Source organism: Actinopolyspora lacussalsi (assembly GCA_030803735.1).
Lineage (GTDB): Bacteria > Actinomycetota > Actinomycetes > Mycobacteriales > Pseudonocardiaceae > Actinopolyspora > Actinopolyspora lacussalsi.
On the sequence record JAURUC010000001.1, the window covers coordinates 273,639 to 297,881 of the forward strand.

At 66.7% G+C, this 24,243-nt stretch carries 19 protein-coding genes; 12 read left to right on the forward strand and 7 right to left on the reverse strand.

What is annotated here, in order from left to right:
• Positions 1-168: 168 nt before the first annotated feature.
• The 6 genes from ispG (at position 169) to J2S53_RS01285 (ending at position 7,562) form a co-directional block, all read left to right on the forward strand.
• Positions 169-1,317: a flavodoxin-dependent (E)-4-hydroxy-3-methylbut-2-enyl-diphosphate synthase gene (gene ispG / locus J2S53_RS01260; RefSeq protein WP_456239389.1), complete on the forward strand. Its 1,149-nt coding sequence runs from the start codon at positions 169-171 to the stop codon at positions 1,315-1,317.
• A 221-nt stretch (positions 1,318-1,538) separates the two neighbouring features.
• Positions 1,539-2,375, forward strand: a complete 837-nt coding sequence (locus J2S53_RS01265) for a GNAT family N-acetyltransferase (protein WP_456239390.1) — start codon at positions 1,539-1,541, stop codon at positions 2,373-2,375.
• A gap of 245 nt (positions 2,376-2,620) precedes the next feature.
• A complete protein-coding gene (locus J2S53_RS01270) occupies positions 2,621-4,429 on the forward strand; it encodes a penicillin-binding transpeptidase domain-containing protein (protein ID WP_456239391.1) in 1,809 nt (602 codons plus the stop codon).
• 73 nt (positions 4,430-4,502) lie between these two features.
• Positions 4,503-4,913: a type II toxin-antitoxin system VapC family toxin gene (locus J2S53_RS01275; RefSeq protein WP_092977898.1), complete on the forward strand. Its 411-nt coding sequence runs from the start codon at positions 4,503-4,505 to the stop codon at positions 4,911-4,913.
• A 118-nt stretch (positions 4,914-5,031) separates the two neighbouring features.
• A complete protein-coding gene (map, locus tag J2S53_RS01280; protein ID WP_092977754.1) occupies positions 5,032-5,889 on the forward strand; it encodes a type I methionyl aminopeptidase in 858 nt (285 codons plus the stop codon).
• 149 nt (positions 5,890-6,038) lie between these two features.
• Positions 6,039-7,562, forward strand: a complete 1,524-nt coding sequence (locus tag J2S53_RS01285) for a cobyric acid synthase (protein WP_456239392.1) — start codon at positions 6,039-6,041, stop codon at positions 7,560-7,562.
• A gap of 40 nt (positions 7,563-7,602) precedes the next feature.
• Here the strand turns inward: J2S53_RS01285 and J2S53_RS01290 are convergent, their stop codons facing one another.
• Positions 7,603-8,298: a FadR/GntR family transcriptional regulator gene (locus J2S53_RS01290; protein ID WP_165400583.1), complete on the reverse strand. Its 696-nt coding sequence runs from the start codon at positions 8,296-8,298 to the stop codon at positions 7,603-7,605.
• A 49-nt stretch (positions 8,299-8,347) separates the two neighbouring features.
• On the opposite strand from J2S53_RS01290, the gene J2S53_RS01295 reads away from it, so the two are divergent.
• Positions 8,348-9,664: a CynX/NimT family MFS transporter gene (locus J2S53_RS01295; RefSeq protein ID WP_456239393.1), complete on the forward strand. Its 1,317-nt coding sequence runs from the start codon at positions 8,348-8,350 to the stop codon at positions 9,662-9,664.
• 151 nt (positions 9,665-9,815) lie between these two features.
• Here J2S53_RS01295 and J2S53_RS01300 read toward each other — a convergent pair whose 3' ends face one another.
• Positions 9,816-11,213, reverse strand: coding sequence for a mycothione reductase (locus J2S53_RS01300; protein WP_456242664.1), 1,398 nt, complete (start codon positions 11,211-11,213; stop codon positions 9,816-9,818).
• Between the two features lie 386 nt (positions 11,214-11,599).
• Between J2S53_RS01300 and J2S53_RS01305 the strand changes: the two genes are divergently transcribed.
• The 3 genes from J2S53_RS01305 (at position 11,600) to J2S53_RS01315 (ending at position 15,147) form a co-directional block, all read left to right on the forward strand.
• Positions 11,600-13,147 (forward strand): sugar transferase, encoded by a 1,548-nt coding sequence (locus J2S53_RS01305; protein WP_456239394.1) that lies wholly within the window; start codon positions 11,600-11,602, stop codon positions 13,145-13,147.
• 111 nt (positions 13,148-13,258) lie between these two features.
• Entirely contained in the window at positions 13,259-13,873 is a 615-nt protein-coding gene (locus J2S53_RS01310; RefSeq protein WP_456239395.1) for a TetR/AcrR family transcriptional regulator, read from the forward strand.
• A 71-nt stretch (positions 13,874-13,944) separates the two neighbouring features.
• Positions 13,945-15,147, forward strand: a complete 1,203-nt coding sequence (locus J2S53_RS01315; RefSeq protein ID WP_456239396.1) for a GDSL-type esterase/lipase family protein — start codon at positions 13,945-13,947, stop codon at positions 15,145-15,147.
• Here the strand turns inward: J2S53_RS01315 and J2S53_RS01320 are convergent.
• Together J2S53_RS01320 and J2S53_RS01325 are read right to left on the reverse strand one after the other, a co-directional pair.
• Positions 15,077-16,369 carry a glycosyltransferase gene (locus J2S53_RS01320; protein ID WP_456239397.1) on the reverse strand — a complete coding sequence of 431 codons (1,293 nt, stop codon included), beginning with the start codon at positions 16,367-16,369 and terminating at the stop codon, positions 15,077-15,079. The genes J2S53_RS01315 and J2S53_RS01320 overlap by 71 nt on opposite strands.
• 64 nt (positions 16,370-16,433) lie before the next feature.
• Positions 16,434-17,723 (reverse strand): O-antigen ligase family protein, encoded by a 1,290-nt coding sequence (locus tag J2S53_RS01325; RefSeq protein ID WP_456239398.1) that lies wholly within the window; start codon positions 17,721-17,723, stop codon positions 16,434-16,436.
• 230 nt (positions 17,724-17,953) lie between these two features.
• Between J2S53_RS01325 and J2S53_RS01330 the strand changes: the two genes are divergently transcribed.
• Together J2S53_RS01330 and J2S53_RS01335 are read left to right on the forward strand one after the other, a co-directional pair.
• Entirely contained in the window at positions 17,954-19,153 is a 1,200-nt protein-coding gene (locus tag J2S53_RS01330; RefSeq protein WP_456239399.1) for a glycosyltransferase, read from the forward strand.
• A gap of 1 nt (position 19,154) precedes the next feature.
• Positions 19,155-20,816, forward strand: coding sequence for a hypothetical protein (locus tag J2S53_RS01335; protein ID WP_456239400.1), 1,662 nt, complete (start codon positions 19,155-19,157; stop codon positions 20,814-20,816).
• 49 nt (positions 20,817-20,865) lie between these two features.
• On the opposite strand, the gene J2S53_RS01340 is transcribed toward J2S53_RS01335, so the two are convergent.
• From J2S53_RS01340 to J2S53_RS01350, 3 genes are all read right to left on the reverse strand, one after another.
• Positions 20,866-22,680, reverse strand: a complete 1,815-nt coding sequence (locus J2S53_RS01340) for a right-handed parallel beta-helix repeat-containing protein (protein WP_456239401.1) — start codon at positions 22,678-22,680, stop codon at positions 20,866-20,868.
• Between the two features lie 66 nt (positions 22,681-22,746).
• Complete coding sequence (locus J2S53_RS01345; protein WP_130469377.1) at positions 22,747-23,175, reverse strand: adenylyltransferase/cytidyltransferase family protein; 429 nt, start codon at positions 23,173-23,175, stop codon at positions 22,747-22,749.
• 2 nt (positions 23,176-23,177) lie between these two features.
• Positions 23,178-23,969, reverse strand: a complete 792-nt coding sequence (locus J2S53_RS01350) for a CDP-alcohol phosphatidyltransferase family protein (protein WP_456239402.1) — start codon at positions 23,967-23,969, stop codon at positions 23,178-23,180.
• Between the last annotated feature and the right edge of the window lie 274 nt (positions 23,970-24,243).

A 24,243-nucleotide genomic window follows, 5' to 3' on the forward strand; every position in this document is an offset into this window, starting at 1 on the left:
GAAGACGGGCATCACTCGAAAGGTGACTTCCCGTTCGAGTCGTGGTGCGTGCCGGTATCGTGGGTGGCGGTCCGGTGCCTCTCACCCGCCGGGCCCCGTCACCCCGAGGTTCCCGTCATGTCGCGGGACCGACAATTCGATCCGCATTGCGAAGGTGGAGAAGACGCGATGACCGTCGATCTGGGTATGCCCGCCAATCCCGAACCGGTACTCGCGGAACGGCGTAAAACCCGCCAGTTACAGGTCGGGCCGGTCGGTGTTGGTAGTGATCATCCGGTTTCGGTGCAGACGATGACGACGACGAACACCACCGATATCAACGGGACGTTGCAGCAGATCGCGGAGTTGACCGCGTCGGGGTGTGACATCGTGCGTGTGGCGTGTCCGACCTCTGATGATGCCGAGGCGTTGCCGGTCATCGCGCGGAAGTCGCAGATTCCGGTGATCGCTGATATTCATTTCCAGCCGAAGTACGTGTTCGCGGCGATCGAGGCGGGCTGTGCGGGGGTTCGGGTCAATCCGGGCAACATCCGCAAGTTCGATGATCAGGTCAAGGAGATCTCCCGGGCGGCCAAGGACACCGGCACGCCGATCCGTATCGGGGTCAACGCGGGTTCGCTGGATCCGCGCATGATGGAGAAGTACGGCAAGGCCGTGCCCGAGGCGCTGGCGGAGTCGGCGTTGTGGGAGGCCGGGTTGTTCGCCGAGCACGATTTTCACGACGTCAAGATCTCGGTCAAGCACAACGATCCGGTGGTGATGGTGCGGGCTTATGAGATCCTCGCCGAGCGGTGTGACTACCCGTTGCATCTGGGGGTGACCGAGGCGGGTCCGGCTTTTCAGGGCACGATCAAGTCGGCGGTGGCTTTCGGTTCGCTGCTGCGGCAGGGCATCGGGGACACGATCCGTGTGTCGTTGTCGGCCCCGCCGGTGGAGGAGATCAAGGTGGGTACCCAGATTCTGCAGTCGTTGAATCTGCGGCCGCGCAAGTTGGAGATCGTGTCCTGCCCGTCGTGTGGGCGGGCGCAGGTCGATGTTTACAAGCTCGCCGACGAGGTCACCGCCGGCCTGGAGGGCATGGAGGTGCCGCTGCGGGTGGCGGTGATGGGTTGCGTGGTCAACGGGCCGGGCGAGGCCCGCGAGGCCGATCTCGGGGTGGCCTCGGGTAACGGCAAGGGGCAGATCTTCGTCAAGGGCGAGGTGATCAAGACCGTGCCCGAGAGCCAGATCGTGGAAACCCTCATCGAAGAAGCCGGACGCCTGGCGGAGGGCATGGAGCAGAGCTCCGACGAGTCGCCGACCGTCACCGTCGGTTGACCGGTGCGGCATCCGCTGTCCGGTTATCGCTGCAGCGGGCGGCCCGTCGTCGGCGGGCCGTTCCGACTCGCCCCTTAGAGGGTCCTTCCGGCGGGATTCCCTGGTCATGACGGCGTTCCCGCTCGAAAAACTCCTTCGATCGGGTGATCTCGGTGCGGAATACCTCACTTCCGGGATGTCTCGTGCGGCGTTGTCCCACGGGTTTCTGGCACGCTTGAGCAGTGCTCAAGCTCGCGGGTGCGCGGTTGTTACAGGGACGGGACTTGGCAAGCGTTCGTTCCCTGCTCGAATCGGATCCCGTGGCCGCCTGCATGGTGCTTTCCCGAATCGAGGCCGCCGAGATCGACCCGGTCTATCTGAGTGGCGAGCTGTGGGGATTCGGCAGCGGCTTCGAGGGGCTCTGCTACTCCGGTGCCAATCTCATACCGCTGCGCGGGGGCAGGGACGCGATGCGCGCTTTCGCCGATCGCGCGGCTCGACGCAGGCGGGTGTGTTCCTCGCTCGTCGGACCCGCCAGGCAGGTCATGTCACTGTGGTCCGAGTTGTCCGCCAACTGGGGACCCGCCAGAGAGGTGCGTCCCGAGCAGCCGTTGCTGGCGTTGTCCGAACCTCCCGCGGGATGGGTGGACCCCGCGGTGCGCCAGGTCCGTTCCGAGGAACTCGACAGCTACCTGCCCGCGGCGGTGTCCATGTTCGTCGAGGAGGTCGGCGTGGATCCCCGCCGCAACGGTGGTGCCGTGGGTTACCGCGCGCGAATGGCCGACCTGATAGCCAGTGGACGCGCGTTCGCCCGGTTCGAGGACGGCCAGGTGGTCTTCAAGGCGGAGATCGGTGCGATCTCCGGGACCGTCGGTCAGATCCAGGGGGTCTGGGTACGCCCCGATCGGCGTGGCAGTGGGCTGGGGGCCGCCGGTACGGCGGCCGTCGCCGACCACCTGGTCCGCCGGATGGGGCGCAGGGCGAGCCTTTACGTCAACGATTTCAACATCGCCGCCAGAGCGGCCTACCGAAAGATCGGATTCCGGCGGGCCGGAACGTTCAGCACCGTACTGCTCTAGTAGAGCTCTGCTACCCCCGGTTCTCTCCCGTGTTCGCTCGGCGGAACATCCCGCTCGGCTCTAGCCGTGGCGAGACCCGAGCCCGGGCATGACGGCGAGGTGATTGTGAATCGAAACACTTCCTACTCGCTGTAATGCGTTCGGTGGACATTTCCCCCTGTTCAGCGACCTCGGTCGTGCCTTGGTGCGTTCTGCGCAACACAGCACGCACGACACCTGGACGATTCTTCGGCATACTGCGATCTGTGCGTACAGCTCGTGCTCTCAGTGCTCTGACGGGACTGCTCGTTACCCTGCCGCTGGCTTCCTGCGGCGTGTTCGACTCCGGACCCTCGGCCGAGGACGCGGCGGCCGCCTATCTGCGTGACTTCGCCGCAGGCGACAACGCGGCGGCTGCCCGCCGCACCGACGCACCGGAAACCGCTCGAGAGTTCCTGGGCGAGACCAGGCGGAATCTCTCGCCGGAGAAGGTCGAGGCCTCCGTCACCGGGGTCGACTCCGGGGACGGTGGCAGTCCCACCACCGCGAAGTTCCACGTTTCGTGGCAGTTCGGCTCCGACCGGGTCTGGAACTACGACGGTGAACTCGAGCTGCGCGAGAGCGACGACTCCTGGAAGGTCCACTGGCGGCCCTCCGTGGTGCATCCCGAGCTCGGTTCGGGGCAGAGCCTGCGCTACCAGCTGGATCCCGCCACTCCCGCGCCGGTCCTGGGGCGAGACGGTACCCGTCTGATGGGGCCCCAACGACTGATCCGCGTCACCGTGGTGCGCAAGGAGGTGGACAACCTCTCCGAGGTAGCCGGGTCACTGGCGCGGGGTCTGGAACCGGTGGCACCCACGGTCACCGCGCGGGGAATAGTCGAGGGCGCCAAGGACACCCCCGAGAACCAGGCCTACACCGTGGTCACACTGCGCCTGTCCGACTACCGGCGGGTTAAGTCCGCGATATACGAGTTACCAGGCGTCCGGTTCCCGGACAGGACCGCCCTGGTGGCCTCGGAACAGGGCTACGCCTCCCAGGTGCTGCCCGCCATCTCCGAGAGCAGGAAGGACCGGTTGAACGGCAGCGACGGCTGGCGCGTCTTCACGGCGAACTCCTCCGGCGCGGAGCTGAAAACGCTGCACCGGGCCGAACCCGAGCCTACCGAGGCGCTCCGGACCACACTCAGCGACAAGGTGCAGCGTGCCGCCGAGAACGCGGTCGACCCGATCGACAAGCCCGCCATGATCGTGGCGATGCGCCCCTCCAGCGGCGGGGTGCTGGCGGTCGCGCAGAACGAGTCCGCCGACGACAAGGGCGCACTGGCGCTGACGGGGCAGTACCCGCCGGGGTCCACCTTCAAGATGGCGACCGCTCTGGCGACTCTCGAAGCCGGCGAGGCCGACATCGGGACGAAGCTCGGTTGTCCCGCGGAGCGGACCTTCAACGGCAAGACACTGCCCAACGCGCATCATTTCGACCTCGGCCGCGTGACCATGAAGAAGGCCTTCGCCGAGTCCTGCAACACCACCTTCGCCGGACTGGCCTCCCGGTTGCCCGCCTCGGCGTTGCCGACGGCCGCCGAGAAACTGGGAATCGGCGCCGACTTCGCGATCCCCGGCATGACCACCCTGACGGGAGAAGTGCCCTCCTCCGAGGAGGAGGTGACGCGTGCGGTCAACGGCATCGGCCAGGGCAAGGTGCTCACCAGCCCGTTCGGGATGGCGCTGGCCAGCGCCTCGGTGGCCCACGGCTCCATGCCCACTCCCAAACTGCTCGAATCAGCCGAGACGCGAGTGAACGAGCAGGCGAAACGCGCCCCCTCCGAGCAGGCGTTGCGGAAACTCCGCGAGATGATGCGGGAGGTCGTGCGTTCCGGGACCGCCACCGAGTTGTCCGGCCTCGGCGAGGTGGCGGGTAAGACGGGGACCGCACAGTTCGGCGACGGCAGTCGGGCGCACGGTTGGTTCACCGGGTACCGGGGGGATCTGTCGTTCGCGGTGCTGGTGACCGACGCCGGGACCTCGGAGCGGGCGGTTCGGGTCTCGAAGAAGTTTCTCGACGGGGTCGGCTGATCCCGGTGTGTTAGGTTGTCGCGCACCGTGCCGTTCCGGGTGCGGTGCGAGATCACCGTGGACGGGAGTGGATGTGATCTACTTCGATTCTTCGGCCCTGCAGAAACTGATCGCCGCGGAACCGGAGAGCAACGCGCTCAGCGTGTGGATCCGGAGCAACTGGGAACAGCCACGTGCCACCAGTGCGGTCTCCAGGGTCGACATACTCCGTAGCTTTCGTACGGCGGGTCCCGCGGCCGAGGACCTTGCCTCGATCGTGGTGTCGAAGATCGAACAACTACCCGTCGGGCAGGACGTGCTCGACACCGCGAGCGGATTCGACTCGCCGCTGAGTTCCACGGAGGCCATTCAACTGGCCTCCGCCTGTCAGGCGCGGGACGGACTGCACGCGTTCGTCTCCTACGACCCGGTGATGCTGCGTGCCGCCGAACGCGTCGGCCTGGTGACCGTTTCGCCGGGCAACGACGCACCCGGTATGACGTGACGGGTCGGGCGGAGTCGTCCTTTCCGCTTTCGGCGCGGCGCTGTGTGGTTGGTCATTTCGGGGCCACGTGCTCGACTGCGGGCGGTTTCGCGTGGTGCCGACGTTCTAGAGTGAGGACATGCCCGTACGAAGCCCGCTGCAACCAGGACAGCAAACCCCCCGCCGTCCGGTGCCGTCCGGTATCGAGCGTCCCGAGTACGTCGACAAACCGGCACCGCGGCGCAATACCGATCCCGACGTGCAGCCTCCCGAAGTGATCGATGCCATGCGTGTCGCGGGCAAGCTCGCGGCCCAGGCGCTGGAGGAGGCGGGCAAGGCGATCCGTCCCGGTGTGACCACCGACGACGTCGACGCCGTGGTGCACGAGTTCTTCGTCGACAACGGGGTCTACCCGTCCACCCTCGGTTACCGCGGGTTTCCGAAGTCGTGCTGCACCTCGTTGAACGAGGTGATCTGCCACGGGATACCCGATTCCACGGTGATCGAGGACGGGGACATCGTCAACGTCGACGTGACCGGATACATCGGCGGTGTGCACGGTGACAACAACGCGACGTTCCTCGCGGGCGAGGTCTCCGAACAGGCCCGGTTGCTCGTGGAACGCACCCACGAGGCCACGATGCGCGCGATCCGTGCGGCGCAGCCGGGGCGGCAGCTGAACGTGATCGGACGAGTCATCGAGTCCTACGCCAAGCGTTTCGGCTACGGAGTCGTGCGGGACTTCACCGGACACGGCATCGGTCGCTCGTTCCACAGCGGCCTCGTGGTGCTGCACTACGACGAACCATCGGTACAGACGGTTATCGAACCCGGCATGACGTTCACCATCGAACCGATGATCACGCTCGGGACTCACGAGTACGACGTCTGGGACGACGGCTGGACGGTTACGACCAGTGACAAGAGCTGGACCGCGCAGTTCGAGCACACCATTCTGATCACCGAGGACGGCAACGAGATCCTCACGCGTCCCTGAGCGCTCCGGAAGGAACGCGGATGCCCGGCCGGGGCGCGCTCACGTTGGGCACGCCCCCCGTGTCGCTCGATGGCACGGGGTGTGAGCGAGGGCACTTCCACGTGGTGGGTGGGCCTGCGAGGACGTGGCCGTGGTGTATGAAATCCGACGTGAATTCACTGCTGGTTGCCGGGACGACCTCCGACGCGGGCAAGAGCGTGCTCGTGGCCGCGCTCTGCCGTTGGTTGTCGCGTCGCGGTGCCCGGGTGGCGCCCTTCAAGGCGCAGAACATGTCCAACAACTCCGTCGTCACCACCTCGGGCGGCGAGATCGGACGTGCGCAGGCAGTACAGGCTATGGCCGCCGGTGTCGAATCCGACGTCCGGTTCAATCCGGTGCTGCTGAAGCCGGGCAGTGATCGCACTTCCCAGGTCGTGGTGCTGGGGCGGGTGGCCGGGGAGGCCACCGCGCTGTCCTATCGCGAGCGCAAGGCCGAGCTGCTGCACACGGTTACCGCTACGCTTTCCGAACTGCGCTCCGAGTACGACTACGTGATCTGTGAGGGGGCCGGCTCACCGGCCGAGATCAACCTGCGTGCCCAGGACATCGCCAACATGGGACTCGCTCGTGCCGCCGAGCTGCCCGTGCTGGTGGTCGGCGACATCGACCGGGGTGGGGTGTTCGCGCAGCTGTTCGGCACGCTCGCGCTGCTGGATCCGGCCGACCAGGCGCTCGTTTCCGGGTTCGTGGTCAACAAGTTCCGCGGTGAACCCGAGCTGCTCACCCCGGGGTTGCGGGAGCTCGGCGAACTCACTGGTCGAACCGTGCACGGTGTGCTGCCGTGGTCGGAGGAGCTCTGGCTGGACGCGGAGGACTCGCTGTCGTACGTGGCTGACGGTGTGGTCGGTCGCCCCGCCCCACCGGTGGGCGAGCAGTGGTTGCGCGTGGCCGTGCCGCGACTGCCGCGCGTGTCCAATGCCACCGACGTCGAGGCGCTGGCGGCCGAGCCCGGTGTCTCGGTGCGGTTCGTGACGGAGCCCTCCCGGATCGCGGACGCCGATCTGGTGGTGCTTCCCGGCTCCAAGTCCACGGTCGCCGATCTCGACTGGCTCCGACGAACCGGACTGGCCGAGGCGGTTCTCGAACACGCCGCCGCGGGCCTGCCGGTGCTGGGGATCTGCGGTGGGTTCCAGATGCTGGGGAAGCGGATCGTCGATCACGTCGAGTCCGGTGCGGAGATCGACGCTCTCGGACTGCTGGACATGGAGATAGCGTTCGAGACGGCCAAGACGTTGGGCAATCCCACCGGCATCGCGCTGCGGCAGCCGGTCTCCGGTTACGAGATTCACCACGGCAGGGTGCGGCGCCCTCCCGAGACCGATCCGCTGGTTCTGCTCCCCGACGGTAACGGGGAAGGAGCGCTGCACGGCTCCGTCGCGGGCACGCACTGGCACGGCTTGTTCGAGAACGACGCGTTCCGCCGCGACTTCCTGGAACGCGCCGCCCGGATCGCCGGAAGGACGGGTTTCCGCGTCGCCGCGGACACCTCGTTCGCAGAGCTGCGCCGTGGTCAGCTGGACCTGCTCGGGGACATGGTGGAGCACCACCTGGACACCGACACGTTGCTTCGGCTGCTCGACCGTGGTGTCCCCGCCGGTCTACCGCGCGTCTCCAGCGGTCTGGTCTCGCCCTGACCGGGTGCGTTCCCGGTGTTGATGACCTCCGCGTTGTTTTTCAGGCGGTGTCGTGCTCCTCCCCCGAGGTGAACTCGGCGAGTAGTTCGTCGAGGAAGCCGCCCGCCTCGGCCGCGGCCCGTTCGGGATGACCGTCGCGTACGGCTTCGAGCAGTTCGGTGTGGGAGACGTCGCGTTCCGGAGGGACCTCGGGGTCGAAGGTGGTGGCCACGCTGGAGAGCACCGCTTCGCTGATGCCCTGGTAGAGCTGGATCAGCACCGGGTTGTGCGAGGCCTCCACCAGCCGCAGGTGGAAGCGGCTGTCGGTGTGCACGACCCGCTCCGAGTCGCGTTCGGCGAGGGCGGTGTCCCGTTCCCGCAGCGCGATCTCCAGATCAGCGACGTCGGCTTCGGTCCGGGCGTTCGCCGCCAACCGGGCGCTTTCCACTTCCAGGGCGCGCCGTACCTCCAGAACCTGCCGGAGTTCGGTGTCGCACAACCGGCTGACGGCTCCCGACAGCTCGCTCGTGGCGCGTACGAACGTGCCGTCTCCCTGCCGGACCTCCAGCAGGCCCGCGTGAGCCAGGGCCCGCACCGCTTCGCGGACCGTGTTGCGCCCGACGCCGAGCGCGTTGACGAGTTCCGCCTCCGGTGGGATCCGTTGCCCGAGAGGCCACTCGCCTGATGCGACTAACTCACGCATCTGGGCGATGACCTGGTCCACCAAACCGGTCCTCGTTGTCGTGACCAAGGGCACAGCGAGGTCCTTTCATCCAAACATCCTACGTTTGCGATACTAGTACGCGATGTCTTCCGAGTCGCGTACCGAAACCGTTCCCGATCGGTTGATCGTCCAGGATGCCAGTTCCGGGGCGGACGAGGCCCGGAATGATACGAGTTCGCAAGCCAACGAAAGTACCCCCGAGATCAACGGCCTTCCCGACCGGAACGCGGCCGCGGGTGGTGGGCTGCTGCTGCTCGGGGTCGCGCTCGCCGCGGCGAACATGCGCCCCGCGGTGACCAGCCTCTCCTCGATACTCGGCGGGGTACGTGACGCGCTCGGTGCCAGTACCGTCTGGGCCAGCGCGCTCACCTCGGTGCCGACGCTGTGCTTCGGGGCGGCGGGCATAGCCGCACCGCTGTTGGCGCGTCGCTGGGGGAGGCGGGGCGTCGTCGGTGTCGCCCTGGGCGTGCTGACCACGGCGATGCTGCTGCGAGTTGTGGGGGGCACGATCACCGTCCTCGCAGGCACCGTGGTCGCCTGCGCCGCTATCGCGATGTGCAACGTCCTCATCCCGGTGGTGGTCAAGGAGTCGTTCCCCACGCGGGTGGGGATGGCCACCGGCCTCTACACCACCGCGATGGCCGCGGGCGGCTCCGTGGGGTCCGCCTTCACTCCCTGGTTACGTGCCGAGCTGGGTGGTTGGCGCCTGGCACTGGCCACTTGGGCGGTGCTGGCCCTGGCCGCCTTCGTCGTCTGGAACTCGGCGGGCAGTGGTCGCGCTCCCGATTCGGGAGCGGCGGCCCGGCAGCGAGCTGAGTCGACGGCGGAGGGGGGATCGTTGCTGCGCAGCCCGCTGGCCTGGTCGGTTACCGGTTATTTCGCGATGCAGTCGCTGGTGGCCTACGTGGTCATGGGCTGGCTTCCCGAGGTGTTCAAATCCGCGGGTGCCGGTGCCGGTGCCGCCGGAGGGCTGCTGGGCCTGGTGCTGCTGATCGGTGTTCCGATCAGCATGGTGCTGCCACCCCTGGTCACGAGGACCAACGGTCAGTCGGTCTGGACGGTCTGCCTGGCGGCCACGGCCATCAGCGGCTTCCTGGGGGTGCTGTTCGCTCCGATGAGCGCGCCGCTGCTCTGGGCGCTGTTGATCGGTGTGGGAATGAGCGCGTTCCCGCTGGCACTGGTGCTCATATCGCTGCGCACCAGCAGTGCGGCCGACACGGGCAGGCTGTCCGGAATGGCGCAGAGCATCGGTTACCTGATCGCCTCCACCGGCCCCTTCCTGTTCGGAATGCTGCACGACGTCACCGCGAGCTGGTCGGCGTCGCTGGTGGTGTTGATAGGGGTGCTCACGGCGCAGGCCGTCCTCGGTGCGTTCGCCGGGCGTCCCCGCACCCTCTGATCCGGTTCCCGTCCGGGATTCCCGTTGTGAACGGTCCGGGGTCTCCGGCGGGAACGGGTGCGGGAACCGTTCGAGCAGTGGAAGCGGATCGGCCCGGTGAGCACCGCGGTGCTCACCGGGCCGATCCTTGCCCGCTCTCGTGTCCGCCCGGTCAGTCCAGGGGCAGGCCGAGCAGCGCGTTCTCCACCAGCTCGGGCATAGCGGGGTGGATCCAGTACTGGCCGCGAGCCATGGAACGCGCGTCGATGCCGAACTCCATGGCCTGAATGAGCGGTTGGATCACGGTGGGTGCCTGCGGCCCGATGATGTGTGCGCCGAGCAGCTTCCCGGTCGCGGGGTCGGCGAGCAGTTTGGCGAAGCCGGTGGTGTCCTCCATCGCCCATCCGTAGGCGATACCGCCGTAGTCCTGTGTGGCGGTGACGTAGCGGATGCCGTGCTCGGCGGCCCGCTGCTCGGTGAGTCCCACCGAGGCGATCTGTGGTTCGGAGAACACCGCGTGCGGGACGAAGCGGTGATCCGACTCGATCGGTGTGTCCGGGTGCAGCAGATTGTGCTGTACCACCCGCTCCTCGTGGTTGGCGACGTGCTTGAGTTCGTACTCGCTGCTGACGTCGCCCAGCGCCCACACCCCCTCGACGGTGGTGCGCTGCGTGCTGTCCACTTTGACTTTTCCGTCCTCGGCGGTCTCGATTCCCGCCGCGGCGGTGTCGAGCAGGTCCGAGTTGGGGCGACGCCCCGTGGCCACCAGCAGCGTCCGTGCTTCGAGGGTCTCGGCCCCTTCCGGACCGTCCAGCCGGAGCCGCACACCCTCCTCGGAACCGCTCACCTCGATCTCGCGCCGGTTCAACCGCAGGTCCCACTGCCGTGCGGCCAGCTCGGTGAACCGTGCCGAGATGTCGTCGTCCTCGCCACGCAGCACCCGTCCGGAACGGCCGACCATGGTCACGCGCACGCCCAGCGCGGAGAAGATGTGCGCGAACTCCGCCCCGATGAAACCCGTGCCCATGATGATCATGCTTTCCGGAAGGCTTTCCAGACGCATCACACTGTCACTGGTGTGGTACTCGACGTCCTCGATGCCCGGGACCTCCGGGATCACCGGGCGGCCTCCCGCGGCGATCACCACCCGGTCGGCGCTGATCGTGGTCGGCCCTTCGGCCGTCTCCACCCGGAGCTCCCGTGCCGCGGTGAACCGTGCGGTGCCCTCGTAAAGCGTCACGTTGGGGTTCTCGTCCCTGCGGAACCGCTTTCCGCTTTCGGCGATCGTGTCGATCCTGCCGAACACACGGTCCCTGATCTCGCGCCACCGCACCTCGTCGAGCCGTACTCCGACTCCCAGCCGTTCCCCGGCGGCCGGGGAGTTCGCGACATCGGCGGTGTGCACGAACATCTTCGTCGGTATGCACCCCACGTTCAGGCAGGTACCGCCGTAGGACGAGTCGCTTCCGACACCCTTCTCCACGACCGCGACATCCCAGTCGGCGAATCGTTCGTCGAGGATCGCGTTACCCGAACCGGTGCCGATGATGATCAGATCGAAGTGTCGCACGTGCCCCATCCCGTCTCTGCTTCCTTGCCGCCGCGTACAACCCGGGGTTCGTTCCGGAAATTCCTACGCGTCCGGTGGCCGCGCGACCACACGTCCCGTGGTGCGGAAGGGCCGACTGCTCCCTTCGGCAACGAGTTTTGTTTCCTTGAACGGAAAATAGCTGATTGTTACGAGGTTGTTCTCCATCCGGAACATTCGGTGCGCTCGCATCGATCGCGCCGTGCGCAGCGAATATTCCGTGATCGCACGAGTGTGCTGGATGTAACGTGATATGAAAGATGCTCGAAAAACTGGGAGAACAGCAAGTCGAACATTCCCGTGAGGAAGGAATCCGCGGGGTTCCGCGGGCCGATGGGCCCGTGCGTTCGCGGTGAGTTGGAGTACGAATGCGGTTATCCTCGCGGCAGCGGGAACACCCCGTCGAGCTACGGCAGAAGATTCCCGCCGCGGGCGGTTCGGGCCCGGAGGCTTCCGGTGTCGGAACCACCGAAGTGAGGCGCGACGCGCGCCGCGATGGCTCGCCGCGGTCGCACAGTGCTCGGGTGTTGCCGTGGGAGCGTCGTTACCGCTCGTTGGTGGCTCTCGGCGATGTGACCGCCACGGGGCTGGCCGTGGCGGGTGGCACCGTGATCTCGGCACCTTCCGATCCGTGGCGGACGGTGCTGTTCGCGGCCGTCACCGCCGCCGCGCTGCTCGTCGCCCTGGTTCCGGCCTGGGACCATCGAATCCTCGGGCAGGGAGCCGAGGAGTTCCACCGGTTGGGCAGGGCACTGCTGACCGCTGCCGTGCTGTTGGCGTTCGGGGCGGTCGCCGCCGGTGTCGGTCAGTTGCGGGGCTGGATCTTCGCCGTGTTGCCCTCGGCCGCCGTGCTGTGCTTGTTGCAGCGTTACGTGCTGCGCAAACTGCTGCATCGGAAGCGGGCCGCGGGGCGCTGTATGCTTCCGGTCATCGCGGCGGGGGATCCCGAAGCGCTGCGCGATCTGATCGCGCGTACCCGGCGGGAGTCCCACCTCGGTTGGCAGATCCGCGCGGTGTGCACCACGGGACGAGCGGGAAGTGGTGCGGAGGTCGACCAGATCGACTCCGTTCCGGTGGTGGGAAACCTCGGCGACGTCGCCCGACAGGCGCGGTTGGATGCCTACCGGGCGGTGATGATCAGTGCCGACGGCTACTGGACACGTCAACGGCTGCAGTGGCTGTCCTGGGAACTGGAGGGTACCGCCACCGAGATGGTGGTGGCTCCGGTGCTGATGGACATCGCCGGTCCCAGAGTGCACGTGTCCGAAGTGCTCGGCATGCCGCTGTTGCGGCTGAGCGAGCCGGTGCTGACCGGGCCGCGGCTGTTCGTCAAGTCCGTTATGGACAGAACAGGGGCACTGTTTTTGCTGTTGGTGTTGTCTCCCCTGCTGCTCGTGATCGCCGCGGGGATCAAACTGGACAGCGCGGGGCCGGTTTTCTACCGGCAACGACGTGTCGGTCACAACGGCCACGTGTTCACCATGTTGAAGTTCCGGACGATGGTCACCGGCGCGGATGCCTCACCCTCCGATGGTGAGCTCACCGACGAGGGAGCCGGGCCGCTGTTCAAGTCGAGGTGCGATCCCAGGGTGACCGGTCTCGGTTCCGTGCTGCGGAGCTACTCCCTGGACGAGTTGCCGCAGCTGGTCAACGTTCTCGTCGGTGACATGTCACTGGTGGGGCCGCGGCCGCCACTACCGAACGAGACCGAGTCCTACGAGCCGGAGATGCACCGTCGCTTCCTGGTGCGTCCCGGGATGACCGGACTGTGGCAGGTCAGCGGCAGGAGTGACCTCTCGTGGGCGGAGAGCGTGCGGCTGGATCTGCGTTACGTGGAGAACTGGTCACTGACGTTGGACGGGATGATCCTCTGGAAGACGGTGCGTGCTGTGATGTCCAGGGAGGGAGCCTACTGACGGTGAGTGGTCGGGCCGCTCCCGCCCCGCCGGACGACTGTGCGCAAATTTCCTAAAAGCTTTAGAGTTTTGTATAGTACCTTTAGGTGTATTGCGGACGAGGGGGAAATTGTGCCGAGAGCGGGGCTGAGCGCGGAACGCCTCATCGGTGAAGCGGCGGAGCTGGCCGACGAGGTCGGCTTCGAGCAGGTGACGGTCTCCGCGCTGGCCAGGCGATTCGGTGTCAGGGTCGCGAGCCTGTACTCACACCTGGACGGCTCGCACGACCTCAGGACCAGGATCGCGCTGCTCGCCCTGGAGGAGCTCACCGATCGTGCCGCTGCCGAACTGGCCGGACGGGCGGGCAGGGATGCCCTGGCTGCCTTCGCCGACGTCTACCGTGACTACGCTCGGCAGCATCCCGGCCGCTACGCCGCGAGCCGCTACCGGCTCGATCCGGAGACGGCGGCAGCGAGTGCCGGAGTCAGGCACGCGCGGCTCCTGCGCTCCGTCCTGCGGGGCTACGACCTCACCGGCGATGAGCAGACACACGCGGTTCGACTGCTGGGCAGTGTTTTCCACGGCTACGTCAGTCTGGAGCTGGAGGGCGGATTCAGCCACAGCGCTCCCGACAGCGGGCAATCCTGGGCACGAATCGTGGAAGTTCTCGATGCCCTGCTGCGGAACTGGCCCGGTGCCGCACAACCCGGTGCCTCACAGCACGACCCCTCACAGCGGGGGAGTTGAACCCCGTCCGCGTTCGCGCCCCCGAGGCGTACCGACGGCTCCCGGCCATCAACACGCGACAGGAAGAGACCATGCACGACGAGCCGACCCCGATCGACACACCTCTCACCGCGAATCTGCTGCGCGGCGCGGTCGAGACGGAGCACACCGAACGCGGATTGCTACCGCATCGGCTGCCCGCCAGGGCACTCGCCCAGTGCGGTGACGGGCAACTCGCCATGGCCGAGAGCCAGCCCTCCGGCGTTCGGCTCGCCCTGCGCACCCGAGCCACTACTGTCGAGCTGGACACCGTGCCGACCAAGCGGATCTACCGTGGGGCGCCGCCTCGACCGGACGGAATCTACGACCTGCTCGTCGACGGCTCGCTGGTGGAGCAGTCCCATGTCAGCGGGGGCGACACCCTCGAAATCGACATGACGACAGGTGACGTCCAGCGGCATACCGGAGCGGTCGGAACCCTTCGCTTCACCGATCTGCCCGAACGCGTGAAGGACCTCGAGATCTGGTTACCGCACGACGAGACCACCGAACTCGTGTCCCTGCGCACTGACGCCCCTGTCGAGCCGTCCCCGGAATCGGAGCGTGCCGTCTGGTTGCACCACGGCAGTTCGATCAGCCACGGTTCCAACGCCGCGAGTCCCACCGCGACCTGGCCCGCGCTCGCCGCGAACACCGCCGGGGTGGACCTGATCAACCTGGGAATGGGCGGCAGCGCGCTGCTCGACCCGTTCACCGCGCGAACGATGCGCGACACTCCGGCCGACCTGATCAGCCTCAAGCTCGGCATCAACCTGGTCAACGCCGATCTGATGCGGCTGCGTGCCTTCACACCCGCGGTGCACGGTTTCCTCGACACCATCCGGGAAGGGCATCCCGACGCTCCGCTGCTGGTCGTCTCACCCATCCACTGCCCGATCCACGAGGCCACCCCGGGACCCAGCGCCCCCGACCTCACCGAGTCCGCTCTCGGACGGTTGCGCTTCCTCGCCACCGGGGACCCGGCGGAACGGGCGAACGGGAAGCTCACGCTGGAAACGATTCGAGCCGAACTGGCCGGGATCGTGGCGCAGCGGGCGGCGGAGGATCCGAGGTTGCACTACCTGGACGGACGTGAACTCTACGGCCCGACCGATTACGCCGAACTACCACTACCCGACGAGCTCCATCCGGATTCCGCCGCTCACCGTCGTATGGGTGAACGTTTCACCGGTTTCGCCTTCGCACCCGAAGGGCCCTTCGCGGGACACGACGACCGTCGGTCCCGGGTGCGGTGAGCTCGTTGATCGTTTTTCGTAGCGAGTCGTGGTAGCGCTCCGGGGCGAACAGCGCGGCGGCCTCGTGACGGGCGTGCTCCGCGAGCTCCAACGCACCCGGCCAGTCGATCAGCAGTCGTTCCACGCCGTCCGCGAGAGCCTCGGGGTCGTCGGCTTCGACGATGTGGCCGCGGCTGCCGTCGCCGACGGTTTCGGGGAGTCCCTGGACGTCGGTGACCACCACCGGCAGTCCGGCGAGCTGCGCCTCGACCGCGGTATTGCCGAACGGCTCGAACCGGGAGGGCACCAGGGCGATGTCCGCTTCGGCGTAGTGGTGCCAGACATCGGAGTCGAAGCCGTGCAGTCGGACCGAGTCCCACAGTCCGTGCGCACGGACCAGCCGCTCGATCTCACGTTCGAACCATTCGTAACCGTCGAAGACGGAGCCGATCAGATCCAGCGTGACCGGATGTCCCCGTTCCCGCAGCAGCGCGAGTGCCCGCACCGCCGTGTCCGTGCCTTTGCGCGGCGAGAGCCTGCCCACCAGGACGAGCCGTCCCGGTCGGGTGTTCCCGGTGTCCACGCGGGGGTTTCCGGGCCCGGCGACCCCGTTGTAGATCACGCTGGTCCGGTCCCGCAGCCGAGGAATCGCTCGGTGCAGCACACTGGCGGCGGCACGACTGTTGACCACGACACTGCGGGAGGCCAGCAGTGGAAGCGTCAGCCCGACACGTACCGGTAACGGTTGGGTGTCCTCGGCCTCGTGCACGTGCGTCACCACGCGGTGCCCGAGCGCGGCTGCCAGTAACGTCCAGGTGGGAACGGTGATCGTGCTGATGTAGACGGCCGCGTAACGGTGGGACAGCAGTCGAAGCATGGCGGGTAGCGCGACAAGACCGTCCCGCAGAAAACCGAGCAGGCCGGTGGGATGCAGCACGCTTTTCCGCAACACCGCCGTGGGGCAGTGGTGCACCCGTGCTCCGGTGCGTCGCAGATACGGTACGAGTGGACCCCGCTGGGGCAGTACCACCAGCACACGGTGCCCCGCCCCGGTCAGCGCTCGCACCGATTCGAGGAACACGCGGTCGGAACCGTACAACTCGGCGGACGGGTGCACCAGCAGCAGTTCGCTCGGCGAGTGGTTCCGATGGTCGTGGGGCCGAAAGCGGTCACGGACGGCCTTCCGAAACACCGCCGCTGTCTTCCGGGCCGTAACGGGGCTTTCGAACGGTGAACGGGTCATCGCTGCTCCCATCGTGGCTGTCCCGGCGTCGCGGGAGGTGTGGAGGTCGAGGGGCTCGACGCTGTTAGCGGGTGGCCGCGGGATTCCCGTTGTCCGCGGGTTCCGTTTCCGCTCGGAGCATCCCGGCCCAGGCCGCGAGCACCAGCAGCCACACGGCCGATGCGTTGGCGGGCGCACCGAGGGCTTCGGCGAACACCGAGTTGGCCAGCATGCCCAAGGTGACCGAGATGATGAGGGTGCGGTCCGCCCGCGGTTCCGGTCTCAGCCGCTTGGCGCGCGTGGTGTTGACGAATATACCGATCACCAACGCCGACCAGACGATCAGTCCGAGCAGGCCGGTGTTCACGAGCAGGTTGATCACGGCGTTGTGACCGCCGCCGAGTCCCATCTCGTCGAGGAAGAGCCCGCGAGTGGCACTCAGACCGTGGCCGTACAACGGCCGTTGGGCGAAGGCTTCGAGGGCGTAGCCCCACAGTTCGGTACGGGCGTTGAGGGTCAGCAGCCGCGACATCGAGTGCCCGCGAGTGAAGAACCCGGCGATGGCCGGGGCGGCGGCCAGCACCACGGTCAACACGCCGACCGACAGGAAAGCCGTGATCTCCAGCCTGCGGGTTCCCCGCCACCTGATCCACAGCGCCACAATCGAACCGACGGCGGCGGCCAGTGCCGCGCTCCGCGTGTTCGTCGCGATCAGCCCGCCGGAACAGACGGTCAGCATGCCGAGATAGATCCCCAGCGGCCAGCGCGGACCGGTCCTGGTGTTGCGTCTGCCGATGACGTAGCTCGCGAGCACGATCACGGCGATCGCCAGTAGTTGCCCCGCGGCGACGGGGTGCAGGTGCAACCAGGTGAACCGATCCGGCTGGCTTTCCCTGCGCGGGAAGGGGACAAGTACTCCGAAGATCACCGATACCGTGATCAGCGCACTGTAGGCGTGCGCGAAGAAGTGCATGCTCGCGCGATCCGAGTGCCGCGCCGTCGTGCGCGTCAGCGCCAGGATGATCGCCATCTGGCAGGATCGCACCAGCGCCATCTCGAAATACGGAGAGTACACTGTGGACAAGAAGAGCACCGCGACGTAGGCGTAAGCCGCCAGTGTCGTCCAGTGGGCAGTCGTGAGTCTCGGCGTGGGACGGAACCGCAGGAACAACCAGCAGGCGACCACTCCGTAGGTGGCGATCTCGAGCAGCACGAAAAGGTCCGGATTGCCCGAGATGGATTGGTCCTGATCGCGGAGTCGGAATTCGTACTCGCTGGCTATGATGAACGCCAGTGCGCACACGGTCAGTCGTATCGTGTCCCGATCGGAGCGGAAACCGGATGCGTCGGCAAGGAAGTGGCGATAGTCGAGCACGGAAATCCTCGGCTTGGGTGTCTTGCGGAACGGGTTCTACCAGTCCTGCCCGAGGTGCCGGGAACCGGCCGTTCGGACATCGCGGGATCGCGATAGCGGGGACGAGTCGAGGAGCGCGTCTCGGAGGAGATCTGGTAACGAACTGATACCGCGAGCTTATACAGCGGTCACAGTGCCCGCACCATTGATTGCCGAACTACGGCGGACAGGCGCGATTCGATTGGACGGCGATGCGCATAGCGATGTTGGGTACGCGGGGTGTTCCCGCGCGATACGGTGGATTCGAGACCTGCGTGGAGGAGGTGGGGGCCCGGTTGGTTCGGCTGGGCCACGAAGTCACCGTGTACTGCCGCAACGGCAATGACGAGATCGAACGGAGCCCCGAGTACCGGGGAATGCGGTTGGTCCGGCTGCCCGCCCTCCGCAGGAAAACCCTGGAGACGCTGAGTCACACCGGCGTCTCGGTGGGACACCTGTTGCGGGATCCACCGGATGTGGCCGTGGTTTTCAACGCCGCGAACGCGCCGTTCCTGCCCTTGCTGCGAGCTCGTGGGGTGCCGGTTGTCACCCATGTCGACGGCTTGGAGTGGAAACGTGCCAAATGGGGGAGGCTCGGGTCCCGTTACTACCGGGCGGCCGAAGCACTGGCGGTTCGCTGTTCCGACGCGCTCATCGCCGATTCCCGGGGGATCCAGGACTACTACGCGCAGCGGTTCGACGTCGGCACGGAATACATCCCCTACGGTGCTCCCGTGCTGGACACCGTCGGTGCCGACACGCTGTCCGAACACGGACTGCGGGCAGGGGAGTACCACCTCGTGGTGGCGCGTTTCGAACCGGAGAACCACGTGGACGTCGCGGTGGCCGGTTATCTCCGGAGTGGTGCGGTGCACCCGCTGGTGATCGTGGGGGCGGCTCCTTACGCGGATTCCTACACCGCGCACGTCCGCAGGCTCGCGGCGCGCGGTTCCGGGGTGAGGCTGCTGGGGTCGGTCTGGGATCAGCGGGGCCTCGACCAGCTCTACGCGAACGCGCTCACGTATGTTCACGGGCATTCGGTCGGTGGCACCAACCCGTCGTTGCTGCGCGCTATGGGGGCCGCGACCGCGACCTCGGCCTACGATGTGCCGTTCAACCGGGAAGTGCTGGGGGAGCACGGTGTCTATTTCACCGATCCGGCTTCGTTGGCCGAATGCTTCGACCGTGCCGAGGAGTTTCCACAGGACACGATGGATCGTGGGCGCGCACAGCTCTCCGCGCTGCGGGGGAACTACGACTGGGACGTCGTGGCCCGCGGTTACGCGGAACTGGCGGAGCGGTTGTGTGCCCGTCGAGTCTTCCCGGTAAGGGAAAAGGTGTCGCGGTTGTTCGGTCGCGCCGTGACCGGCCGTACCGAACCGCGGCGGAGTCAACCGGACAGAAAGGAGTGAGATGTTACGTCGTAGCCGAAGAGTTGGCGCGGCTTTTGTCGGGATCCTCGGGCTGGGGCTGTTGACCGCTCCGGCGGGGGCCGCCGAGCAACAACCACAGCCGGTTACGGCCGGTGCGTTGCCCACACCGCAGACGAACGGGATCGTGCTGTCGATGGCGATCGTGGGCGATACCGTCTACGCGGGCGGTCACTTCAGCAAGGCCCGTCCCGCCGGGGTATCTCCGGGAGGTGCCGGCGAGGTCAACAGGGACAACCTGCTGGCCTTCGACATCCGGACCGGGCAGCTGCTCGACTGGTCCCCCTCGGTGACCTCCACAGCGTTCGAATCCAGCGCGGATCCCGGTACGCTGTGCGACTCGCTCGGCGAGAATCGTTGGCGATGCGACACGGTTTTCAACGTCACCGCCGCCCCTGACGAGAGCAGGGTCTACGTCGGGGGGGACTTCGACCGGATCAACGATCGGTGGCGTTCCAGGGTGGCGTCCTTCGACGCGGCCGACCGTACGCTGGTGGACGGGTTCGACCCGACGGTGGCCGGTCGCGTACGGGCTCTCTCGGTCACCGAGGACACCGTCTACATGGGGGGTGCTTTCGACAGCGTCGACGGCACCGATCGCACCAGGCTGGGCGCGGTGTCGACCACGGGGGAACTGCTGCCGTGGAATCCCACCGTCGACGCGACTGTCCACAGCATATCGGCAGTGCCGGAACAGCAGCGCACGCTCATCGGCGGTGCCTTCGACAATGTCAACGGGCAGTCCCACTCCGCGCTGATGGCCGTTGACGACACCACCGGTGCGAACGTCTCCTGGCAGTGGCAGGCTCCCTCCCCGAAGGACGTGGTCACCGACATCGACACCGACGGGAACGGCCGTGCCTATTTCGGCGCGTACAACTGGAACGCCGACGGCGCCGCTCGTTTCGAGGGCCGTGGTGCCGTACGCATCGACAACGGTGCCACTGTCTGGATGGACGGGTGTTACGGCGATACCCAGTCGGTCGCCGTGTCCGAGGGAGTGGTCTACGCGGCATCCCACACGCACTCCTGTGCCGCACTCGGGGCTTTTCCCGAGGACGGGGCCATCGATTACCAGCGGTTGAGCGCGGAGAGCACGGCCGTGGCCGGTACGGCGGTTGCCGACTCGAACCACGTGACCGAGGGAGATCCGGTTCCCGCGTTGCTGCCCTGGCTGCCCAACACCAACGGTGGCCCGGCGGACAGCCCCTGGGAGAACGGGACGTGGGCGATCGAAGCCGATTCGGACTACGTCGTCGTCGGTGGTGAGTTCACCACTGTCAACGGCACACGGCAGCAGTCGTTGACCCGGTTCGCGGCGCGTTCGGTGCCGGAAGCGATCAACAACGGTCCCCAGGTGCCGTTCCGAGCTCCGGAGGTGCGGCGCCAGTGGCCCAGCGGGGACGTCACGATCGAGTGGACCGGAACCTGGGACGCCCAGAACCGTGCCATTCGTTACGAAGTGGTGCGGGTCGGTGAGTCCGAGCCGATCCACACGGTGACGAAGGAGTCCTGGCCGTGGTCGCTGCCCACCATGCGGTTCACCGATACCCAGGCTCCCGACGGGAGCACGGAGTACTGGATCAGAGCCGTCGACGCCGACGGGGCGGCCATCGGTTCGCCACGGGGCAGTACGGATTGGTGAGCGACTGTCACCGGCCCGGTCCGCCTCCGGGCGGGCCGGGCCGGTCCGCTCAGCTCCCGCGGGCTCCGGGAGCGGTCAACAGGCCCACGTCCGGACGGTGGTACGCCCGCACCCCGAGTTCCTCGGCGACATCCCCCGGTAGTGGGCGTCCTGCCCTGTTACCCACCGCGTCGTCACGCAGCCCGAAATCACCGCTGTCCGGTGCGCGGAACGGATGACGTTCGGTGCGCTTCGAGATGCTGTGTTCGCCCTGTCCGGTTGCCTCGTTCAGTTCTGCCAGTGACTCGAAACGGCTTTTCCGGTCGTCACCGTGGTACCACTCCGCCAAGTAGGGCTCGTCATTCCGCAGGTAGACGTTGCCGTCACCACGTGACACGAAAGCCGGAGTGCTCACGTCCGCTGCTTTGTCGCCCCCCATCCTGATGAACGGTTCGTCGTGAGCGGTCCCCGCGAAGAGGTTGTTCACGATTTCGGTTTCTGCGGTGATCCAGCTCTGGCCCAGTTGGTGACTGTAGGGATCGGAGGACGGGGGGCGCGGATCGTTGTATATCCCCAGGGAGCCGTGATTTCGCCAGAAGGTGTTGTTGAAGAAGCCGATGTGGTCGGCGCTGGAGATCTTCACACCGAACCGGTCGTTGTGCGAGGCCAGGTTCGAGGCGAACAGCGCGCGGGAGGATACCTCGTAGTAGAAGCCGTGCTTGACGTTGTCACGTGCGGTGTTGTGCACGACCGTCGCGTCGGCGCAGCCCAGGTCGCACCACCAGCCGGTGCCGATGTTGTTCACGAACGAGTTGTGCTCGATCAGCGCTTTGCTGGTGCGTGTCATCTTCACGCCACCGGCCCCGATGGCGGGGCCGGACAGGGCGAACCGCTCCCTGTTGTTCCGCGACACCCGGTTGTCCACCACTCGTACGCCGTGCGCCTTGTTCGACATCAGGCCCACTAGGCCGTTGTCGACGATGATGTTGCCGTCCACTTCGGCGTTCGGGGCGAACACGGCCACCCCGCTGGAGGCCGACCACGCGAACGCGTTGTCGCGCAGCACGACATCGGCGGCGTTGACCACCACCATCGCTCCTCTCCTGCCGTACTCCTGGCGGGAGGCGTAATGCGCGATCCCGACACCGTGCAGGCTGCTGCCCGCCGCCCGGGGGCCGTCGAACTGCAGCAGCCACGGATGCGCGCTCGCCTCGACGGTGCTGCCCGTCGGATCGGATCCCAACAGCAGGGTGTCCTCGACGGTGTCGACGTAGAAGGTCCCCGGGGTGAGCTCGCCGCGCTCCGCCACCTGTCGCAACGGTTTCCCGTCCAGGAAGACCATGTCGGGCAGGCCGGCGTTCGGATGCCGTGAATCGATTATCTTCGGCAGGTAGCAGTCCCGGCAGTAACCCGGTGACCAGTCCCGGTGCAGCCACCCCCCGTCGGTACGGGTCCACTCCGAGACGATCTCACTGCCTTTCAACCACACCTGCTCACCGGGGAAGGATCTGATCCGCAACCGTTCGCGCACGATTCCCACGCTCTCCCGGTACGTTCCTTCCCGGAGCACGATCGTCTCGGGGGAGTCGGCCCTGTCCACGGCCGCGCCGAGAGTGCGCAGCGGTGCGTCCCTGGTGCCAGCGGCATCGTCGGAGCCGTCGGTGGCCACGAACAGCGCGTCCGGGGGGACCGGTGCGTTCGTCCCGGGAACGGCGGGGAGCGGGGAGGCGTCGGGGAGCGGATGCCTGTCCACCGGTTCCGCGGTACCGGAATTGATCCGTACCAGGACTCCCGCGAGCACGGCCACGGCACACAGCAGGACCGCTCCGGCGGTGATGACGAGTCGGTTTCGGTGCTTTTCCGTGCGCGGAACCAGCGGAAACATGTCGGGTTGGCCTCATCGGGTCGTCGGGTCTGCTCGCGGCGGCCCTCCTTGGAACCGGACTGCCGGTCAACCGCCAGGGCGGTCGGGCACCGAGATCCGGTCACGGAGGGAGGTGCTGGACACGTGTGCGGTGTACGGGAAGTACACGATTCTGACTCCCACGGAACCCAGTCTGCTCTCCAATGCCTCGCCTCGTTCGGTGTCCTTCCAGTCGTCGCCCTTGACCAGCACGTGGAAACCGACCCTTCGCCATGCCAGGAACTTGTCCAGATAGGGATCGGCCACCGCCTTGTCCACGTGCCGGATGCTAGCGACGATCTCAAGTCGTTCCTCGAACGGAACGACGGGGTGTCTGGCTTTGGCGCGCAGGATCATCTCGTCGGTGGCGACACCGGCGACGAGCCGGTCGCAGATCGAACGCGCTCGCTGCAGAATCCGGAGGTGGCCGATGTGGAACATGTCGTAGGCACCGGGCGCGTATCCGATCACCGGCATGCTCACCGCCCCGATTCCGGTGGGCACAGCGCTCGCATCTCGCGGAACCATTTCGGCAGTGCCAGGCAGGCGAAACAGAAATGTGCCGTGAACAACATCGTGTACACCGCGATGAAAGGAATCCTGTCACCCAAAAGAATGAAACATAAGCACAGCACTCCGTAGTCGGTCGGTGCGACCAGTAATGACTTGGTGATTCCCGGTGTCGTGGAATTCGTCGACAGCGCGGCGGCAGGGTTCGAACGCGCGCGCCGCAACTGGTCGTTGAGAATCATCGCGAAGAACAACACGCTTTCGGTCACCGCGAAACCGAGCGGAACCAACAACCACGCGCTCGCCGTGTCCCCGAACCGAAACGTCGAAAGCAGCACGGCAAGGTGCAACGTGGGGATCTTCGCGCTGTCGACGATGTGGTCCAACCATTCCCCGGCCGGGTTTCCACCACCCCGCAGCCTGGCAAGCTGCCCGTCCGCGGAGTCGAGCGCGTAGCCGAGCAGCAGGGCCAGCGCGACGATCACACCCAGTGTGCGGGAAGGGGGAACGGCGGCCAACGCGAGGATCCCACCGAACGTGAACGCCGCGCTTATGGTGGTCACCTGGTTAGGGGTGAACCCGGCCGGATAGGCCGCTGCGGCGAGGTAACCGCCCGCCTTGCGGTTGATGAACCTGGAGTACGCGGGTGCTCCAACGGCCGACTTCTGCGCTCCGGGGAGGCGGCGTAACGCTTCCCGGAACACCGAGTCGGCCCGATCGTTCCCGGGCCGGGAGCCACTCCGTAAGGCAGGTCCGCGCACAGGTTCTCCTTCGTCGAAGGTGCTCGTGGTTCTGTCCGAATGCATCACCCGGATCCGGGACGGGCCGTTATCGAATCGATGTTTCCGATGGGTGTTCACTCGAGGAGCCGGAGAAATCGCCGTGAGCTCCGAGCGAGCGGAAACTTCGCGATTCGTCAGACTCTCGGACGTGTCCGGATACTCGTCAAGTGGGCGCTGTTCGTTACACCGTTATCGTAATCATGGTGTTCGCGTCGGGGAGTTTCACCGTGACCCCGCGATCGGCGTAAGCTCC

Excerpts from the sequence above, each read along its gene's own strand:
- ispG (WP_456239389.1), top strand. The coding sequence starts at position 169 with ATGACCGTCGATCTGGGTATGCCCGCCAATCCCGAACCGGTACTCGCG.
- map (WP_092977754.1), top strand. The coding sequence starts at position 5,032 with ATGCCCGTACGAAGCCCGCTGCAACCAGGACAGCAAACCCCCCGCCGT.
- J2S53_RS01295 (WP_456239393.1), top strand. The coding sequence starts at position 8,348 with ATGTCTTCCGAGTCGCGTACCGAAACCGTTCCCGATCGGTTGATCGTC.
- J2S53_RS01305 (WP_456239394.1), top strand. The coding sequence starts at position 11,600 with ATGCGGTTATCCTCGCGGCAGCGGGAACACCCCGTCGAGCTACGGCAG.
- J2S53_RS01315 (WP_456239396.1), top strand. The coding sequence starts at position 13,945 with ATGCACGACGAGCCGACCCCGATCGACACACCTCTCACCGCGAATCTG.
- J2S53_RS01320 (WP_456239397.1), bottom strand. The coding sequence starts at position 16,369 with ATGACCCGTTCACCGTTCGAAAGCCCCGTTACGGCCCGGAAGACAGCG.
- J2S53_RS01330 (WP_456239399.1), top strand. The coding sequence starts at position 17,954 with ATGCGCATAGCGATGTTGGGTACGCGGGGTGTTCCCGCGCGATACGGT.
- J2S53_RS01335 (WP_456239400.1), top strand. The coding sequence starts at position 19,155 with ATGTTACGTCGTAGCCGAAGAGTTGGCGCGGCTTTTGTCGGGATCCTC.
- J2S53_RS01340 (WP_456239401.1), bottom strand. The coding sequence starts at position 22,680 with ATGTTTCCGCTGGTTCCGCGCACGGAAAAGCACCGAAACCGACTCGTC.
- J2S53_RS01345 (WP_130469377.1), bottom strand. The coding sequence starts at position 23,175 with ATGCCGGTGATCGGATACGCGCCCGGTGCCTACGACATGTTCCACATC.